This is a genomic window from Pseudomonas sp. JAI111 (assembly GCF_024809425.1).
Taxonomy (GTDB): domain Bacteria; phylum Pseudomonadota; class Gammaproteobacteria; order Pseudomonadales; family Pseudomonadaceae; genus Aquipseudomonas.
In genome coordinates this window covers 56711-73451 of sequence record NZ_JANUCB010000002.1, presented here as the reverse complement: position 1 = coordinate 73451, position 16741 = coordinate 56711, and the positions used below count along the sequence as shown (strand labels likewise).

Annotated in this window: 13 protein-coding genes; 6 read left to right on the top strand and 7 right to left on the bottom strand. The window is 58.1% G+C overall.

What is annotated here, in order from left to right:
- The first annotated feature begins 38 nt into the window (after positions 1-38).
- Positions 39-692 carry a thiopurine S-methyltransferase gene (locus tag HNR03_RS07930; RefSeq protein WP_259152245.1) on the top strand — a complete coding sequence of 218 codons (654 nt, stop codon included), beginning with the start codon at positions 39-41 and terminating at the stop codon, positions 690-692.
- A 171-nt stretch (positions 693-863) separates the two neighbouring features.
- Here the strand turns inward: HNR03_RS07930 and htpX are convergent, their stop codons facing one another.
- Both htpX and HNR03_RS07920 read right to left on the bottom strand, forming a co-directional pair.
- The gene (gene htpX, locus HNR03_RS07925) at positions 864-1751 is read right to left on the bottom strand and encodes a protease HtpX (RefSeq protein WP_123409452.1); all 888 of its coding nucleotides are present in this window, start codon (positions 1749-1751) and stop codon (positions 864-866) included.
- 316 nt (positions 1752-2067) lie between these two features.
- On the bottom strand, positions 2068-3279 hold the full coding sequence (locus tag HNR03_RS07920) for a pyridoxal phosphate-dependent aminotransferase (protein ID WP_222590496.1): 1212 nt from the start codon (positions 3277-3279) through the stop codon (positions 2068-2070).
- Between the two features lie 225 nt (positions 3280-3504).
- On the opposite strand from HNR03_RS07920, the gene msrB reads away from it, so the two are divergent.
- The 3 genes from msrB (at position 3505) to HNR03_RS07905 (ending at position 4947) form a co-directional block, all read left to right on the top strand.
- The gene (msrB, locus tag HNR03_RS07915; RefSeq protein WP_010461282.1) at positions 3505-3900 is read left to right on the top strand and encodes a peptide-methionine (R)-S-oxide reductase MsrB; all 396 of its coding nucleotides are present in this window, start codon (positions 3505-3507) and stop codon (positions 3898-3900) included.
- Positions 3901-4003: 103 nt separating this feature from the next.
- Positions 4004-4489, top strand: a complete 486-nt coding sequence (locus HNR03_RS07910; RefSeq protein WP_090186405.1) for a glutathione peroxidase — start codon at positions 4004-4006, stop codon at positions 4487-4489.
- On the top strand, positions 4486-4947 hold the full coding sequence (locus tag HNR03_RS07905; RefSeq protein ID WP_222587858.1) for a MarR family winged helix-turn-helix transcriptional regulator: 462 nt from the start codon (positions 4486-4488) through the stop codon (positions 4945-4947). The genes HNR03_RS07910 and HNR03_RS07905 overlap by 4 nt, the downstream gene beginning before the upstream one ends.
- Here HNR03_RS07905 and HNR03_RS07900 read toward each other — a convergent pair.
- Positions 4931-7252, bottom strand: coding sequence for a response regulator (locus tag HNR03_RS07900; protein WP_259152217.1), 2322 nt, complete (start codon positions 7250-7252; stop codon positions 4931-4933). The two genes, HNR03_RS07905 and HNR03_RS07900, sit on opposite strands and share 17 nt — an antisense overlap.
- Positions 7253-7420: 168 nt before the next feature.
- Between HNR03_RS07900 and HNR03_RS07895 the strand changes: the two genes are divergently transcribed.
- Positions 7421-8311: an ATP-binding protein gene (locus HNR03_RS07895; protein ID WP_222587856.1), complete on the top strand. Its 891-nt coding sequence runs from the start codon at positions 7421-7423 to the stop codon at positions 8309-8311.
- Positions 8308-8790, top strand: a complete 483-nt coding sequence (locus HNR03_RS07890; protein ID WP_090186394.1) for a GAF domain-containing protein — start codon at positions 8308-8310, stop codon at positions 8788-8790. The genes HNR03_RS07895 and HNR03_RS07890 overlap by 4 nt, the downstream gene beginning before the upstream one ends.
- On the opposite strand, the gene HNR03_RS07885 is transcribed toward HNR03_RS07890, so the two are convergent.
- The 4 genes from HNR03_RS07885 to HNR03_RS07870 all read right to left on the bottom strand — a co-directional run bounded on the left by HNR03_RS07885 (position 8791) and on the right by HNR03_RS07870 (position 16712).
- A complete protein-coding gene (locus HNR03_RS07885; RefSeq protein WP_259152205.1) occupies positions 8791-11736 on the bottom strand; it encodes an HD domain-containing phosphohydrolase in 2946 nt (981 codons plus the stop codon).
- Between the two features lie 48 nt (positions 11737-11784).
- Positions 11785-15426 carry a transporter substrate-binding domain-containing protein gene (locus tag HNR03_RS07880; protein WP_259152201.1) on the bottom strand — a complete coding sequence of 1214 codons (3642 nt, stop codon included), beginning with the start codon at positions 15424-15426 and terminating at the stop codon, positions 11785-11787.
- Positions 15427-15434: 8 nt separating this feature from the next.
- Positions 15435-16061 carry a response regulator transcription factor gene (locus tag HNR03_RS07875; RefSeq protein WP_090186388.1) on the bottom strand — a complete coding sequence of 209 codons (627 nt, stop codon included), beginning with the start codon at positions 16059-16061 and terminating at the stop codon, positions 15435-15437.
- A gap of 246 nt (positions 16062-16307) precedes the next feature.
- Positions 16308-16712, bottom strand: a complete 405-nt coding sequence (locus HNR03_RS07870) for a response regulator (protein ID WP_222587853.1) — start codon at positions 16710-16712, stop codon at positions 16308-16310.
- Positions 16713-16741: the final 29 nt, after the last annotated feature.

The window sequence follows — 16741 nt, the reverse complement described above, 5'->3', positions numbered from 1 at the left end:
AGTTTTAGAGTCTTTTGATCGAATTTTCGGGATTAATTATGCAGCCGGAGTTTTGGCACAAGCGGTGGACGTCGAATCAGATCGGCTTTCACCTGCCGCAAGTGAATCCATATCTGCAACGGTACTGGCCGCAGCTGGACCTGGAAGAGGGCTCGCGCGTACTGGTGCCTTTGTGTGGCAAAAGCCTGGACCTGCTGTGGCTGGCGAAATGCGGTCACGAGGTGCTGGGGGTCGAGTTGTCGGAAAAAGCGGTGGAAGACTTTTTCCACGAGCATCAATTTGACCCGGATGTCAGCGACCAAGGCCCTTTCACGGTCTATCGCGCAGGCTCGATCGAAATCTGGTGTGGTGATTTCTTCGCGCTGACGGCTGGCGATGTTGCCGATTGCAGCGCGCTGTACGACCGCGCTGCGCTGATCGCCTTGCCGCCGAAGATGCGTGAGCAATACGCCGAACATCTGAAGCGGATCGTGCCGAAGGACTCCCTGGGTCTGTTGATTACCCTGGATTACGACCAGGCACAAATGGAAGGGCCGCCATTTGCCGTGCTGGATAACGAAGTGCAGCGGCTGTTCGGCTCATCGTGGACGTTGAAGATTCTCGAGGATCAGGACGTGTTGAGCGAGAACGGGAAGTTCATCGAGAACGGCCTGACGCGGCTGGAAGAACGGGTGTATCGGGTTGCCAGCTGATAGGTTGTAGCCCCTTCGCTCGCAAGCCCCATTAGACCGTGCCCGTTTAAACGACTCGGTCAACTGTGGGAGCGGGCTTGCTCGCGAAGGCGCCCAGAAGAGCACCACACTCATCAGCAGACAAAAAAAGGCCCGCATCGCTGCGGGCCTTTTCTATTGGTGCGGAACCGATCAGCCCCGACGACGCAACGCGTCAATACGCTCTTCCAGCGGCGGGTGGCTCATGAACATGCGGGCGAACCCTTGCTTGATGCCACCATTGATGCCAAAGGCGTTCAAGGTGTCCGGCATGTGCACCGGCAGACCTTGTTCGGCCCGCAGGCGCTGCAGGGCGCCGATCATTGCGCCGGTACCGGCCAGCCGTGCGCCGGCTTCGTCAGCACGGAATTCACGTTTGCGCGAGAACCACATGACGATCGAGCTGGCCAGAATGCCCAGGACCAGTTCGGCGAAGATGGTCGCCACGTAATAAGCGATGCCCTGGCCTTCTTCGTTCTTGAAGATCACCTTGTCGACGAAGTTGCCGATGATCCGGGCGAAGAACATCACGAAGGTGTTCACCACGCCCTGGATCAATGCCAGGGTCACCATGTCGCCATTGGCCACGTGGCCGATTTCGTGGGCCAGAACCGCCTTCACTTCATCCGGCGAGAATCGCTCGAGCAAGCCCTGGCTGACCGCGACCAGTGCGTCGTTCTTGTTCCAGCCCGTGGCGAACGCGTTCGCCTCGTACGCCGGGAAAATCCCGACTTCGGGCATCTTGATCCCGGCTTCGCGGGACAGTTGCTCGACGGTCTGCAGCAGCCATTGTTCATGACGGGTGCGTGGCTGGCTGATGATTTGGGTGCTGGTGCTCATCTTCGCCATCCACTTGGAGATGAACAGCGAGAACAACGAGCCTGCGAAACCAAAGACCGCACAGAAAATCAGCAGCTGATTGAGGTTGAGATCAACCCCGTTGGCCGCCATGAACCCGTTGAAGCCGAAAAGGCTCAGGGTGATGCTGGCAATCAGCACGACCGCCAGGTTAGTGGCCAAAAACAGCAGGATGCGCATCATGGTTGTAGAAATCTCCTCATGCTAAAGATGTAGCGTACTGCGGGGTATATAAGGTGCTGCACCGGGCTATTCAACCGGGTGACTATTTCAAACTGTGTCCTACGGCAACAGTCTAGCTGCATGCAGGGCATTTCCGAGGTTGATGCGCGATGTGTTTGTCAGCCGATTCGCGTCCCGGCCCCCGTCGTTGTTAGGCGCGGCCACGCAACGTGGCAAGAGCCAGCGTTGGCGGCGGTGATGTCAGGCGGGACGCAGAGATATGTTGCTGAATCAATCACCGTGCGACATTCGTAGGCGCCGCACGGTAACAGTCCGCTTACTGGCGATAGGTTTTGAGGAAGTTGCCGATCCGGCCGATGGCCATGTCCAGATCATCGACCCGCGGCAGGGTCACGACGCGGAAGTGGTCCGGCCAAGGCCAGTTGAACGCCGTGCCTTGTACCACCAGCAGCTTCTCGGAGAGCAGCAGGTCGAGCACGAATTTTTCATCGTTGTGGATCGGGCAGACTTTCGGGTCGATCCGCGGGAACGCATACAACGCACCCATCGGCTTGACGCAGCTCACGCCCGGAATATCGTTGAGCAGTTCCCAGGTACGATTGCGTTGTTCCAGCAGGCGACCTTGCGGCAGCACCAGGTCGTTGATGCTTTGGTAACCGCCCAGGGCGGTCTGGATCGCGTGTTGGCTCGGCACGTTGGCACACAGGCGCATGTTGGCCAGCATGTCGATGCCCTCAATGTAGCTCTGGGCGTGGTGTTTCGGACCGGAAATGGCGATCCAGCCGGAACGGAATCCGGCGACGCGATAGGACTTGGACAGGCCGTTGAAGGTCAGGCACAACAGGTCCGGCGCCAGGGACGCGGTGCAGATGTGCACGGCGTCGTCGTACAGGATCTTGTCGTAGATTTCGTCGGAAAAAACCACCAGGTTGTGCTGGCGCGCCAGTTCGAGCATGCCCAGCAGGACTTCCCTGGAGTACACCGCGCCGGTCGGGTTGTTCGGGTTGATGATCACCAGCGCCTTGGTGTTCGGGGTGATTTTGGCCTTGATGTCAGCCAGGTCCGGCCACCAGTTGGCCTGCTCGTCGCACAGGTAATGCACCGGGTTGCCGCCGGACAGGCTGACAGCGGCGGTCCACAGCGGGTAGTCCGGGGCCGGCACGAGTACTTCGTCGCCATTGTTCAGCAATGCCTGCATCGACATCACGATCAGCTCGGAAACGCCGTTGCCCAGGTAGATGTCTTCAATGCCGACACCTTCGACCTGTTTTTGCTGGTAATACTGCATGACGGCTTTGCGCGCGCTGAACAGGCCCTTCGAATCGCTGTAGCCCTGGGCGGTCGGCAGATTGCGGATCACGTCCTGAAGGATTTCATCCGGCGCTTCGAAACCAAAAGGCGCCGGGTTGCCGATGTTCAGCTTGAGGATGCGATGGCCTTCCTCTTCCAGGCGTTTGGCGTGCTTGAGCACTGGGCCGCGAATGTCGTAGCAGACGTTGGCGAGCTTGTTCGATTTGCTGACCTGCATGGCGATGTGTTCCCGAAAATGAACGATCCAGGCGTCGTATGAACGACCGTGCTGGGAATCCTGCGTCTTCACACAGGTCTGACGCCTTGAGTCGCGGCATTCATAATCCGTTTGAATGCGCGTGGCGTGGCTGCCAGACTGGCGTTTGACGAGGCGCAATCATACGTGCCGCCTGATCCGTGGAAAAGATACAGATCGGGCTTTTTCAGCTGCTGAGGTGTGACGATGGAAAAGTTGGATAAAACCCTGGAAGAATGGAAGGCAATGCTCGATCCGGAGCAATACAACGTTTGCCGCCTCAAGGGCACCGAACGTCCGTTCTCCGGTAAATACAACGACACCAAGACCGACGGTGTGTACCACTGCATCTGCTGCAATGAGCCGTTGTTCGACTCCAAGACGAAGTTCGACTCCGGCTGCGGCTGGCCGAGCTTTTACGCGCCGATCGGTGACAGTGCGATGGTCGAGATCCGTGACGTCAGCCACGGCATGATCCGCACGGAAGTGGTCTGCGCCAAATGTGATGCACACCTGGGCCACGTGTTTCCGGACGGCCCGCCGCCGACCGGCCTGCGTTATTGCATCAACTCGGTGTGCCTGGACCTGGTGCCGCGCGAGTAAGAATTCGGGAGCGATCCATTGATCGCTCATCGGATTATTAAATTGCACACAATTCAATTGCTCGCTATGTTTAGCCCATCTTCCCTCATTCAGAGTCCGGACCATGAGCGACAATCTGCTGAGCATCCCTTGCACCACTATCACGGGTGAGCAAAAGACCCTGGCCGATTACGCCGGCAAGGCCGTGCTGGTGGTCAACACCGCCAGCAAATGCGGATTCACCCCGCAGTACAAAGGCCTTGAAGAGTTGTGGCAGACCTATAAGGATCAAGGTCTGGTGGTCCTAGGCTTTCCGTGCAATCAGTTCGGCAAGCAGGAGCCGGGCAATGAAGGGGCGATCTCCGAGTTCTGCGAGCTGAATTTCGGTGTCAGTTTCCCGTTGTTCAAAAAGATCGAAGTCAACGGCGCCGGGGCTCACCCGCTTTTTGTGCAGCTGAAAAAGCGCGCCCCGGGCGTACTCGGTTCCCAGGGCATCAAGTGGAACTTCACCAAGTTCCTGATCGGCAAGGACGGTCAGCTGGTCAAGCGCTTCGCTCCCGCGACCAAGCCGCAGGACCTGAGCCGCGAGATCGAAGCCCTGCTCAAATGAACACGTTGTCAGTCGATTCGCTCAAGCTCGACAGTCAGCTGTGTTTCAAGCTGTACGCCGCGTCGCGGGCGGTGATCCGTGCCTACAAGCCGATGCTCGATCAACTCGGCCTGACCTACCCGCAGTACCTGGCGATGCTGGTGTTGTGGGAATGGCAGGAAGCGGCTCCAGAACAGCCGACGGTCAAGGCGCTGGGTGAGCGTCTGGCGCTGGACTCCGGCACCCTGACGCCGCTGCTCAAGCGCCTTGAGCAGCTGCAACTGGTGCAGCGCCAGCGTTCGGCGCGCGATGAGCGCGAAGTGCACTTGAGCCTGTCACCAGCCGGCAAGGCATTGCGCGATCAGGTCGGGCCGCTCAAGGCTCGCCTGTTGTGTGACAGCGGCGTGGATCTGGATCGCCTGAGCGATTTGCGCGAGGGCCTGGATCACCTGTTGGGGCAAATCAAAGCACTGTCGTAGTCGGTATCCACAAGTCGAGCAGGGTGGCCAACTCTTCCCGGCGGAAGGGCTTGGCCAGGTAGTCGCTCATGCCCGCTGCGCGGCAGCGTTCGCGTTCCTCGGACATGGCGTTGGCAGTCAGGGCGACAATGGGTAATTCTGGCCAGCGCCCGCTGCGACGGATCTGCCGACTGGCTTCATAGCCGTCCATTACCGGCATGTTGCAGTCCATCAACACCAGGTCGAATTCACTTTGCTCGAGCTGATCCAGCGCTTCAGCGCCATGAGCGGCGACGACCACCTCGCAACCGAGCTTTCCAAGCATGCCCTTCGCCACCAGTTGATTGACCGGGTTGTCTTCTACCAACAGGACGCGCCCGCGTTTCAGGGCGGTGAGTGCTGCGACCCGGGCGCCGTTGATCAGGTTGGTTTCCGGCTGCAAAATTCGCCGCAATGTCTGGTAAAGCGCATTGCGCGCCAGAGGGCGCGCCTGCTGTTGCAAGGGCGCCAGGGCGCTCGCTTGTTCGCTCGGCATGAAATTGCCGTAGGCGGTCACCAGCAGAATCGGGGCATCCAGAGTAGGGCGCAGGCGGAACAGGCATTCGGGGCAGTCAGTAATCAGTACGTCGCAGTTCAGACCGATCAACGAGTCATCAATGGAACGCTGTTGATAGTCGAGTCCCCAGCCGGGCAACAGTTTTTTCAACAGTTCGGCCAAGCCGCTGCTGGCGGCAGTGATCGCGATAACCTTGCCGGGCAAAGGTACCGGCGGCATGGCCCGGGTGTGTGAGGGCAATGGCAGGTCGGCGCAGAACTGGCTGCCGAAGCCCGCTTCAGAGCTGATGGTCAGACGCCCCTGCATGGCTTCGCAGAGGTTGTAGGTCAGCGCCAGACCCAGACCGGTGCCGCCGAACTGACGGGTGATGCCAGCACCTGCCTGCGTAAAGGGCTGGAAAATCTTGACCTGGGCATCCTGGGCGATCCCGATCCCGGTGTCGCAGACTTCAATGCGTACGCCGTCCTCGAACGTGGAAAGACGCACGTCGACGCGACCGAAGCGGGTGAACTTGAGGGCGTTGGACAACAGGTTGCTGACGATCTGCCGGACCCGGGTCGGATCCCCCATAACCAGCGCCGGAAAAAACGGATCGATCAGGCATGTCAGTTCGACGCTGGGCGCGGCGTTCTGCGACAACAGGTTGGCGGTGTCTTCGATCAGCGAGCCGAGATCGAAGGGGATGTGTTCGAGTTCGAGCTGGCCGGCATCGAACTTCGACAGGTCGAGGATATCGTTGAGCAGTTCCACCAGCACTTTGCCCGAGTCATGGGCGATGGACAGCTGTTGCTGTTGCTCGGCATTGAGCGGGCCGTCCAGCGAGAGTGCGATCATACCCAGCAAGCCGTTGAGCGGCGTGCGGATTTCATGGCTCATGTTCGCCAGGAACGCCGCACGCGCCTCGGCCATGTCCAGCGCGGTGCTGCGGGCGACTTCCAGTTCCTCATTGGATTGACTGAGCCTGGCGTTGATCGCCTTGAGTTCGGCGGTGCGGGCCGAGACGATGTTTTCCAGTTGCCCTAAATAATCGGTGAGGCGATTTTCCGCGTTGCGTCGTTGCTGAATCTCGGTGGCAATGTTTTCGAACTGTTGATTGGCCACACTGACCAGGACGCCAATTTCATCGTTGGAGTGCCCGGCCGGGCATTCCAGTGAAGTAGGCTCCGCGCTGCGCGGATCGCGACCACTGAGTTCACGGATGACCCGCACCAGTGGCTTGGTCAGCATGACGTAGAACAATGCGAGCAAAATGCCGGTCAGGATCAGGCTGCGGGCGAAACCGTTGAGCAATGTCACTTCGGCGCGGCGCAGGAAGCGGCTGCCAAAGGCGTATGTATCGACTTGCAGCTGCAAGGTGCCCAATGATTCGTTCGGCAAGTGGTCGAGGTAAAGGCGGTCTTCAAATTGGCGGTTGGCGCCGAACAGGAAGTCGCTGATCATCCGGTAATTGTTTTGCATGGCCGGGCGTTTGACGCTGGCCAGCACTGTATTGTTGTTGTCGGTCAGTTTCGCGTTGATGATCGCCGGCGAGCGCAGCAGGCCCATGGTCAGTTCCTGGGCGAGTTCAGCGTCGATGTTGTAAGCGATACGCGATGCCGGGTTATGGCTGATTTCCAGCAAAGACAGTATTTCGCGGTTGATGGAAGCGTCTTCACTGGCATAATCGATGCCAATTTGCAGCAGGCTGAGCAGCGTGCCCAGAATGAATCCGACAAGCACAGTAAGCCTGGCTTGCTTGTATGACAGCCGCTGGGTGAACTTGATATCCATGGGGTGTTGAACCACTTCCGTTTCCCTTCGCTGCTCAAGCATAGTCGATCATGCATCGATACCGATGTTCTCGCGAGCCCTTGCATAACAAGGGATGCGCCGGAGACCGAACGCTGTGTTTCTTCGTTGTAATGCCATCATCACTGTGAACGTGCCCGAGGAGAAGACGTGGATTCCCGATTGAATGCTTTTCTTGAACGCGCCGATGCCGTTCTGGCCCGTATCGAGCCACTGCTGCCTGCGCCTCGGCAAGCCATCGACTGGACGCATTGCCTGGCTGCACGCTGGCAGCGTGAGGGGCGCAGCGGTTTTCTGTTGCCACTGCAAGTAAGCCTCGACACGCGCTTGTCCGACCTGATCGGTGTCGACCGCCAAGTGGAACAATTGGGGCGCAATACCCAGCAATTCCTCGACGGCATGCCCGCCAACCACGCCTTGCTGTGGGGCTCGCGCGGCACCGGTAAATCGTCGCTGGTGCGCGCCTTGCTGGCCGAGCACGCTCACGCCGGCTTGCGATTGATCGAGATCGAGCGCGATCACCTGGCGGATCTGCCGCGAGTGGTCGAACAGATTGCCAGGTTGCCCCAGCGTTTTGTGTTGTTTTGCGATGACCTGTCGTTCGAGTCGGGCGAGGGCGACTATCGCGTACTCAAGAGCGTGCTCGACGGCTCGCTTGAACAGGCGCCGGATAACGTTTTGCTGTACGCCACCTCCAACCGTCGCCACCTGGTGCCGGAAAAGGAAAGCGATAACGAAAACTGGAAAAGGGTCGACGGCGAATTGCATCCCAGCGAGGCGGTTGAAGACAAGATCGCGCTGTCGGACCGTTTTGGATTGTGGCTGTCGTTCTATCCATTTACTCAAGAGCATTTCCTCAACGTCGTCGAACACTGGATCGGGCAATTGGCCGATAAAGCGGGCCTGGCGTGGCAGCGTGACGAACAACTGGACATCCTCGCGGTGCGCTGGGCTACGGGCCGAGGCAATCGCAACGGACGTTGCGCGTATCAATTTGCCCGCTATTGGGTCGGGCTGAAGTTGTTGGAGCAAAAAGCATGATCGATTTACAGAAGAGCGGCCAAGGCCTGGATGGTTACGGCATGTTGTGGGCGCAGTTGGAGTCGTTGCTGGCCGATGAGCGTGATTTTATCGCCAACGCAGCGCAGTTCTCGGCATTTCTGTTCAACCAGCTCGACGACCTGAACTGGGCCGGTTTCTACCTCAATCGCAACGATGAGCTGGTGCTGGGACCGTTTCAGGGGCAGATCGCTTGTGTACGGATTCCGTTCGGTCGCGGCGTATGCGGAACCGCTGCATCCACCTTGCAGACCCAGCGTGTCGAAGACGTGCACGCATTTGCCGGGCACATCGCGTGCGACAGCGCCTCCAATAGCGAACTCGTCGTGCCGCTGGTCAAGGACGGTCGCCTGATCGGTGTGCTGGACCTGGACAGCCCGAAGCTGGCGCGTTTTACCGTTGAAGATCAGGCCGGTATCGAGCAGCTGGCGGCGATTTTTCTGCGTCTGACCGATTGTTGATCATCCTTTCAAGCCTGCCTTTAGCAGCAGGCTTGAAGGGTCGACCGTGTCGATTTGCTGCGGGTCGAGGAAGCGCTCGGCGTACTGCTTATAGATGCCGGCGTTGATGAACAATCCAAACAACTCCGGATCGATATGGGCGTCACGGCACATGGTGGCCATGATGCCCAGCGCTTCGCTCAGGGTCTTGGCCTTCTTGTAGGGCCGATCGGCGGCGGTCAGTGCCTCGAAAATATCGGCAATCGCCATCATCCGCGCCGGCAGGCTCATTTCTTCACGCTTCAACTGTTTGGGATAACCGGTGCCGTCCATTTTCTCGTGGTGGCCGCCGGCTATTTCCGCGACATTCTGGAGGTGGCCAGGGAAGGGCAGGTGGCTGAGCATCAGGATCGTCTGCACCATGTGGTGGTTGATGATGTAGCGCTCCTCGCGGGTCAGCGTGCCTCGGGTGATGCTCAGGTTATAGAGCTCGCCCCGGTTGTATTTGTAACGCGGTACATCCAGTTTGAAACCCCATGGGTTGTCCGGCGGAATCAGTTCGCTTTCGGCGCGTTCGAACAGGTGCTCGGGTTTGTCCGCCAACAAGGGCTCACTGACAGGCAAGGTCGGCGCCGGGGTTCGTGCCTGGCGACGATTTTCTTCCCAGGACACACCCAGGCGGTTATCCAGGGTTCGGGTCCAGGTCCGTTGGGCAATGCTGCGCAGGCGTAGCAGATCAGCTTCGGCCATGGCCTCGCCGCCCAGATTGCAACGGGCGACAAAGGCGAAATCATCATCGAGCGCCGCCAGTGTGGCATTGCGCAATTCAGCCAGAGCCTGCTCGTCACCGCCAGAAGCGATGGCCTGCCAATAGGCGATCCAGGCATCGCGCTTGAGCACTTCGAAACGGGTACGAACCTCGTGAATGCGGTCGTTCAGGGTTTCCAGTTTGGTGGCCTTGTCCACCACGTACTCTGGTGTGGTGACCTTGCCGCAGTCGTGCAGCCAGGCTGCAATGTGCAGCGCCTCCCATTCGTCTTCGGTGGGTCGATAGCCGCTGAAGGCCGGTTCCTGGCTGTCAGCGGCAGCCTGGGCGAGCATCAGCGTCAGTGCCGGGACTCGCTGGCAATGACCGCCGGTGTAAGGGCTTTTGGCATCGATCGCGCCAGCGAGCAATTGAATGAATGAATCCAACAGCTGTTTCTGTTTGGCTTGCAGACGCTGACTCTCAATGCTCACGGCCGCCGCGCCGGAAACAGCCTGGAGAAACGCAATGCGATCCGGGCGGAGTTTGTCCAGGTCACTTGGCGTGCCGCTGTCGGCTAACAGCAGAATCAGCAAGCCCACGGTTTCGTTGTGTCGATTGTGCAAACGGATGCCGATCAGGTGAACCCGGGGACATTCCAGCGCGAGCAAGACTTTTTGCAGATCCCCCGCCTGTTCGAAACCCAGGCTGGTCACGACATTGTCGGCATTCGACAGCGACTGCATCCACTGAGGGCTCCGCGGGTCGTGAAGGTCGTGACCTTCAACAGCGAACGACGGCAATGCCTGTGACGTGTCGTTGATGACCAGGCCATGGGGCTCCATGCGATCGCTATCACGCTCGCGCAGGTAAATGAGACCCGCCTGGGCTTGCCCGATCTTCACGGTTTCAAATAGCACCCGTTGCAGCAAGGGCTCGAAACGGGTCTCGGCGCTCAGGCTGTCGGTAATCTGGAAAAAACTCCCCAGGGTGTCCTTCATCCGCGCCATCGAAACGCTCAGTTGGTCGACCTCGAGCACCGGCGAGCGATGGCCGACGGGAAAATTGAAATTGAAACTGCGCACAGCATCGGCTTCCTGCACCAGCGCACGCAGTGGCTTGACCAGGATTCTTGAGATCAGCCATCCCACCGGCAGGCACAACAGCAACGTCGTCAGGGTAATCAGCGCACCTTGCCAGCGCATGCGGTAGGCATCGACGAGCAATTCGTCCTCGGGCACCAGCAGCGCCAGTTGCAGTCCCTGGGGGCCGCCTTCCTGCATGCTGCTACGCGCCACGATCCATTGACGGCCTGCGGCGTGCAGGCGCTTGCCGGTCGATGGGTGGGCGAGCAGGGCACTGAGACCGGGGCTCAGGTCGGCTGCCTTGATCAGGCGGGCGGTCTGGTCGTCGACGATCAGTTTGCTGCTGTCGGGGTAGGCAATCGCGTTGCCTTGGGCATCGAACAGTACGATTTCGGTATGGGGGGTGACCACATGCTTGGCCAGGGTTGCCGATAATTCGGCCAGCGTCAGGTCGGCACCGATCACTGCGTCTTCGCCACTGCGCCGGGCCAGGGTGGTGCCGATGTTGTGGGTGGAGAAAAAAATGTAGGGTTCGGTGGTGATCTGGCCTTCGTCGCCGCGCGCGCTGGAAAACCAGGCCCGAGTGCGCGGATCGAAGGTTTCGTCGGGATTGTCCTGGCGGCCGAGCAGGTTCAGGGATTGATCAAAAAACAACGATTGAGAACGGGGTTGACCACCGTTAACGTCGTGTTCGATGCTCCAGACTTGATACGCCGCTGTATCCGGCGCCTTCAAGGCTGTCTTCAGGGCCGTGGTTCGCAGGGGCCGAACCATGAAAAAGTCGCCGTTGCTGTAGCCCAGATACAACGATGCCAGATTGGGATTGTCTTTGAGCGATTGGCTGAACGGCTTGAGCAATGCCAGGCGCTGCTCCAGATCCGGGGCCTGAGTCACCGGGTAGTCCACCAGCAGGCTTAGCAAATGGCGAATGGGTTCATAGGTGCCTTGCAGGTCCAGGCGGACATCCTGCTCGATGCGGTTGAAGAGCTTTTCGCTGCTGGAAAGAATGATCTGAGTGGTCTGCCCGTAGTGGAAAATGCCCAGCACCACACCGGTCAGCAACAGCAGGAAGGTGAACATCACACTGATGTGAACGTGCAGGGGAAACCGACGTTCGGGGCGCAGTGGGCTGGGCATTGCGGTCTCTCCATGATGTTTAACACACTGCTCAGCGTCCAAGCATAGTTAAGGCTCCGTCGTTCTGCCTTTGTCGTTTTGCGCTATTTGCTGTTGCAAGGCATGCTCCAGTTCGTGCATGGCACGCTCCATGGCTTTGACGCAGTGAGCCACTTCATCGTGGTGGAACGCCGTGTGGCAGGCGGTTTCGAGCGCCTCGCAGCTGTCGATCAATCGGCAGGCCTGGACGATGCGCGCGGCACCCTTGATTTTATGGGCAACGTCGATGAATGACTGTCGGCCTTGTGAAGGGGCCAAGGCTTGCAACTCTTGCCGGTCCAGGCGGTTGCTGTTCAGTAGCTCGGACAACAAGCGCTGGTCCAGGATCGGATTGCCCCCCGTCAACAGGTGCAGACCTTCCAGGCTGAAGGCTGGATCGCGGACCGTCGGTGCCTGACCTTCGACCCATTGACTCAAAGCGGTCAGACTAAGTGGTTTAAACAGGCAGTCGTCCATCCCGGCGTGTTTGCAGCGCTGAATTTCCTCCAGCTGTGCGTTGGCGGTGAACCCCAGAATGGTGCATGGTCTGGCCCGGGTTTGTTGTTCGTGTTGGCGAATGGCGCGAGCCAGTTCGTATCCATTCATGAGGGGCATGTTGCAGTCGGCAATCACCAGGTCAAAAGCCCCATCCTTCCACGCCTGCAGTCCCGCCTCGCCATCCGGTGCGGCGCTGAAGCGATGCCCCAGGAACTCCAGTTGCTGGCACATGAGCAAGCGATTGGCCGGATGATCATCGACCACCAGGACGTTCAACGCAGCCTGGGTGGTGTGGATCTGCGGGGCAGCGGTTTCGGGCGCCTGTCTGGGCGGTAGCGTTGCAAGGTGCAACGAGACCTGGACCTGAGTGCCAACACCGCTCTGGCTGCTCAATTGCAGGCTGCCGCCCATCATTTCGCACAGGTTGCGACTGATCACCAGGCCCAGACCTGCACCACCTCTGGCCGATTGCTCCGAATGATCAGCCTGGGCGAAAGGCTCGAACAGACGCTGTTGATCCTGTTCGCTGATCCCCATCCCGCTGTCCTGAACCTGTAACTGCAGCAGGACCCTGTCGGCGTCATCGGTGGGATGCAACTCGACCACGATCCTGACCTGACCCTGCTCGGTAAACTTGATGGCGTTGCTCACCAGGTTGGACAGCACCTGCTTGAAGCGCATCGGGTCCAGCAGGACGTCGCAGGGCGGGTTGCCAGGATCGAAGTCCAGCAGCAGGACCAGATTTTTCTGGCGCGCCAGACCGTCGAAAATACGAACGACCGATATCACCGTTTCACTCAGGTTGACGCGTTCCGGGCTCAGGCTCAAACGTCCGGATTCGATTCGCGCAATGTCCAGAATGTCCCCGATCAGCTCCAGTAACTCTTTGGCCGAGTGATAGGCCACCTCAATGCCCGGACGATCGCAATGGTTGTGATCGATGCGTTTGAGGGTGAGCTCAAGCATGCCGATAATCGCGTTCATCGGCGTGCGGATCTCATGACTCATGGTGGCCAGAAAGGTACTTTTGGCGCGGCTGGCCTCATCTGCACGCTCTTTGGCAGCCCGCAGGTCATCGAACAGTTGTCGTCGATCGCTGATATCGATCCAGCCGCCGATAACGCCTTGAACCTCGCCGGTAGAGTCCCGGTAGGGAAGAATCCAATGATAAATCGTCAGCATGCGGTCACCGATGTGCAGTGGCCGGTCGAGAATCAGCGGCCTGCCTTCGGCCACGACGCGCTGGTAATCCGCTTGATACGCTCGCGCTTCGCAGGTGTTGTTCATGCTGTCCTGCGTGACATTCTTGCCCATCACGTCTTCGCGTTTCACGCCAAACGTTTCCAGGTAACTGTCGTTGCAGCTTTGCAGCAGGCCTTGGCGATCACGCACGTAGATCGGATGAGGCGTGCCATTGACCAGCGATCGCATGAATTCGAGTTGATCGTTCAGCGCCAGTTCGGCGGCTTGGCGCTGACGGATCTGGCGACGCATGTAAGCATTCCAGGTGACGGAAATCAGTAGCAGCACGCCGACGCCGATAACGATCTGATAGAACACCCGATGATAGTTGCGCCAGGTTTGCGAGACCGACGAGTAGCCTCGCCAACGGCTGTTGATAATGCCCAGTTCTTCCGGCGTGATGCTCAGCAGCGCCTTGTCGAGGATCGAGTTCAACTCGTTGTCGTCGTGCCTGGTCGCCAGGGAGAACGCGGCTTGCTGGGTGCCAATGGTGGTGCTGATCTGGAGGGTGTTTTCGAAGATTCTGGAGGAGATGAAATAGTTGGCGATCACCAGCGAGTTCACGGCACCTTCAGCCTGACCCTCGGCGAGCATTTCCACGGCACTGAAGGCGTCCGGGGTTTCTATCAGGTGGATACCGGGGAAGTCGCGACGAAGGTAATTCACCAGTGGATTGCCTTGGGCAATCGCCAGGCGCTTGCCTGACAGCTGTATCAACGTGGTGGGGCTGCCGGCCGCCTTGCGAGTCAGCAGGACAACCGAGTTTTGCAGATAGGGGCGGCTGAAGTTCAACTCCGTTTCCCGTTGCGTGCTTGGCAGCAGGGCGGCGATGAGGTCGGCCCGATGGCTGCTGACCTGCTCGATCATCTCGTCATCGTTGCGGCTGCGATGAATCTCGAAGCGCAAACCGGTGCGCAACCTGATCAGTTCGAGCAAGTCTGCGGTAACGCCTCGAAAGTTGGCGTCGCTGTCGAAAAAGGTCAGCGGTGCGTATGCCTCGTTGACCACGACGCGCACCACAGGATGTTGCGCCAGCCAGCGCTCTTCGCGGTGGGTGAGCTGCAACTTCTGATCGGTGAGCAGGATGTCACTGCCGGCACTCCAGCGTTTGGCGATGTTTTCCCGTTCATTGGCAGGGATGGCTTTGAGTATCGCGTTGATGATTTCAAGCAGTTGCGGGTTGTCTTTGTGCACGGCAAAGCTGAATCCATGGGCCTCGTGTTTACCGAAGTTGGCCATTCGGATGTTGTTCAGATAACCCTTGTTGATCATGTAGTGGGTTGAAATCGTATCGCCGAGAAACACATCGGCCTGGCCGAAAGCCACCGCATTGATTGCATTCTGGTAGGAGGGGTAGGCGGTGATGATCGCCTTGGGATACAAGGCTTTGACTTCTTCCAGCGGTAGATAGTGATACACCATGCTCAGGCGCAGCCCGGCCAGGCCATCGCTCAGGGATCGGGTCTCTCCTTCGCGTGTCACCAGAACCGGTTGATCCACGGCATAGGGTGTGGACAGCACAATATCGGCATTGCGAGCCTCAAAACCGTTGGCGCTACCGAGCAGGTCGACCTCGCCTTTTTCCAGTGCCTGGATCGCATCTCCCCGGGACGCGTAACGTTGAACCTTGACGGGTAACCCGGTGGTCTGGCCCAGGATGCCCGCGTAGTCGGCGGTAAAACCTTCATAGTCGCAGCCACTGACGGTCAGGTCGAAAGGAGGGTAATCGGGGGCAGACGTGCCCAGAATCAATTCACGCTTATTGTTAACCCATTGCTGTTGGGAATTATCCAGTTGGACTTCCATGTTCCCGATCATTGAACGACTGAGCAAGGTGAAGGCCTTGCTGGCGGTCGGTGCGGCTGGCGCTGAGGTGCTCAGGCATAAACCCACCGTCATCAATAGTAAATAATCCTTTAAACGACTGGGCATCCGGTCTCTCACACTAATGCGTTGCGTTTTGCCATATCAATAAGTTCAACGAGCGACTTGGCTTTGAGTTTTTGCATGAGGCGTTTTTTGTAGGTGCTGACGGTCTTGTTGCTCAGGAACATGCCCTTGGCAATTTCCTTGTTGGTGCGGCCTTGGGCAAAAAGTTGCAATACCATTAATTCCCGGTCGTTGACTGATTTGAATAACTCAAGGTCGGCGTATCGAATGTCATCACTTCGAACCGGGTTCAAGGCCTGGCTGGGGAAATAGTTGTAACCTGATAGTACCGCTTTGATTGCACTCACCAGTTCACTGAGATCCTCTTGTTTGCAAACATACCCTGACGCGCCGGATTGCATGCAGCGAATACCGAAAAGCGTCGGGCATTGTGCCGTTAACACTAGTGTTTTAAGGGGGGTACTCATGGCGTTGAATCGGGAGAGAACTTCCAGCCCATCCAGCTTGGGAATGCTGATGTCGAGAATGACCAGGTCGGGCATGCATTCACGCACCATCTGCATGGCGTCGACCCCGTTGTCCGTTTCGCCGACAACTTTGTAACCTTCGTGTTCGAGCAACATTCGGACTGCAAGACGGATGACGGGGTGATCGTCGACAATAAAAACGGAGTTCATAATCAGATCCCATACGAGCTCAAATAAAGCGCGCACCTTAGCTCAGATAGTTGAGGGGGCGCATGAACTGACTGGGCGATAGCAGCAATATAGGACAAATCCTACAAAGGAAGAAGAATCAGACTACGTATCAACTAGGTTCTGCATGAGGACTAGTGAAAGAGTTGCAGAAGTGTCTGCGTCGCTGGAGAACTGAGTTAGTCGTCTTGTTATTGCCGGATATAGTCTATGTTTGTTGGCGAGATTTTACAGTGAGGCCAAGGTCAACAAGTTTCTAAAGTCTGATTGTTTCAATGGTTTTATCAAGTAGCCCAATAACGGTAGTCTGTGTTCGCAGGCCACTCTTTCAAGTTCGTCCAGTTCAATGGATGTCAGGCTGCTCAGCAGTATCGCTTGCCTGATCATTCCCCTCTGGCTCGCCAGTTCGATCAACTCCAGGCCGGGAAGGTCGGGCAGGCATTGATCGCACAGGAGAATGTCGAAGGGGTGCGATGCATCGAACATCTGCTGCAAGGCGGATTCGGCGCTGTCAGTGGCGGTGAGTTGGGTGAAGCCGTAACTCTCAAGCAGATATTGGGTCGCCCTGAGCTGGAAGGGATGGTCTTCCACCAGCAGGATGCGCCAATCGTTTTTGAACTCAGGATTTTTCATACTTCATCTGTCGGGCAGAGAGGGCGCCC

Coding starts and splice junctions, on each gene's coding strand:
- HNR03_RS07880 (WP_259152201.1), bottom strand. CDS start 15,426: ATGCCCAGTCGTTTAAAGGATTATTTACTATTGATGACGGTGGGTTTA.
- HNR03_RS07905 (WP_222587858.1), top strand. CDS start 4,486: ATGAACACGTTGTCAGTCGATTCGCTCAAGCTCGACAGTCAGCTGTGT.
- HNR03_RS07875 (WP_090186388.1), bottom strand. CDS start 16,061: ATGAACTCCGTTTTTATTGTCGACGATCACCCCGTCATCCGTCTTGCA.
- HNR03_RS07920 (WP_222590496.1), bottom strand. CDS start 3,279: ATGCAGGTCAGCAAATCGAACAAGCTCGCCAACGTCTGCTACGACATT.
- HNR03_RS07890 (WP_090186394.1), top strand. CDS start 8,308: ATGATCGATTTACAGAAGAGCGGCCAAGGCCTGGATGGTTACGGCATG.
- HNR03_RS07870 (WP_222587853.1), bottom strand. CDS start 16,712: ATGAAAAATCCTGAGTTCAAAAACGATTGGCGCATCCTGCTGGTGGAA.
- htpX (WP_123409452.1), bottom strand. CDS start 1,751: ATGATGCGCATCCTGCTGTTTTTGGCCACTAACCTGGCGGTCGTGCTG.
- HNR03_RS07910 (WP_090186405.1), top strand. CDS start 4,004: ATGAGCGACAATCTGCTGAGCATCCCTTGCACCACTATCACGGGTGAG.
- HNR03_RS07930 (WP_259152245.1), top strand. CDS start 39: ATGCAGCCGGAGTTTTGGCACAAGCGGTGGACGTCGAATCAGATCGGC.
- HNR03_RS07900 (WP_259152217.1), bottom strand. CDS start 7,252: ATGGATATCAAGTTCACCCAGCGGCTGTCATACAAGCAAGCCAGGCTT.
- msrB (WP_010461282.1), top strand. CDS start 3,505: ATGGAAAAGTTGGATAAAACCCTGGAAGAATGGAAGGCAATGCTCGAT.
- HNR03_RS07885 (WP_259152205.1), bottom strand. CDS start 11,736: ATGCCCAGCCCACTGCGCCCCGAACGTCGGTTTCCCCTGCACGTTCAC.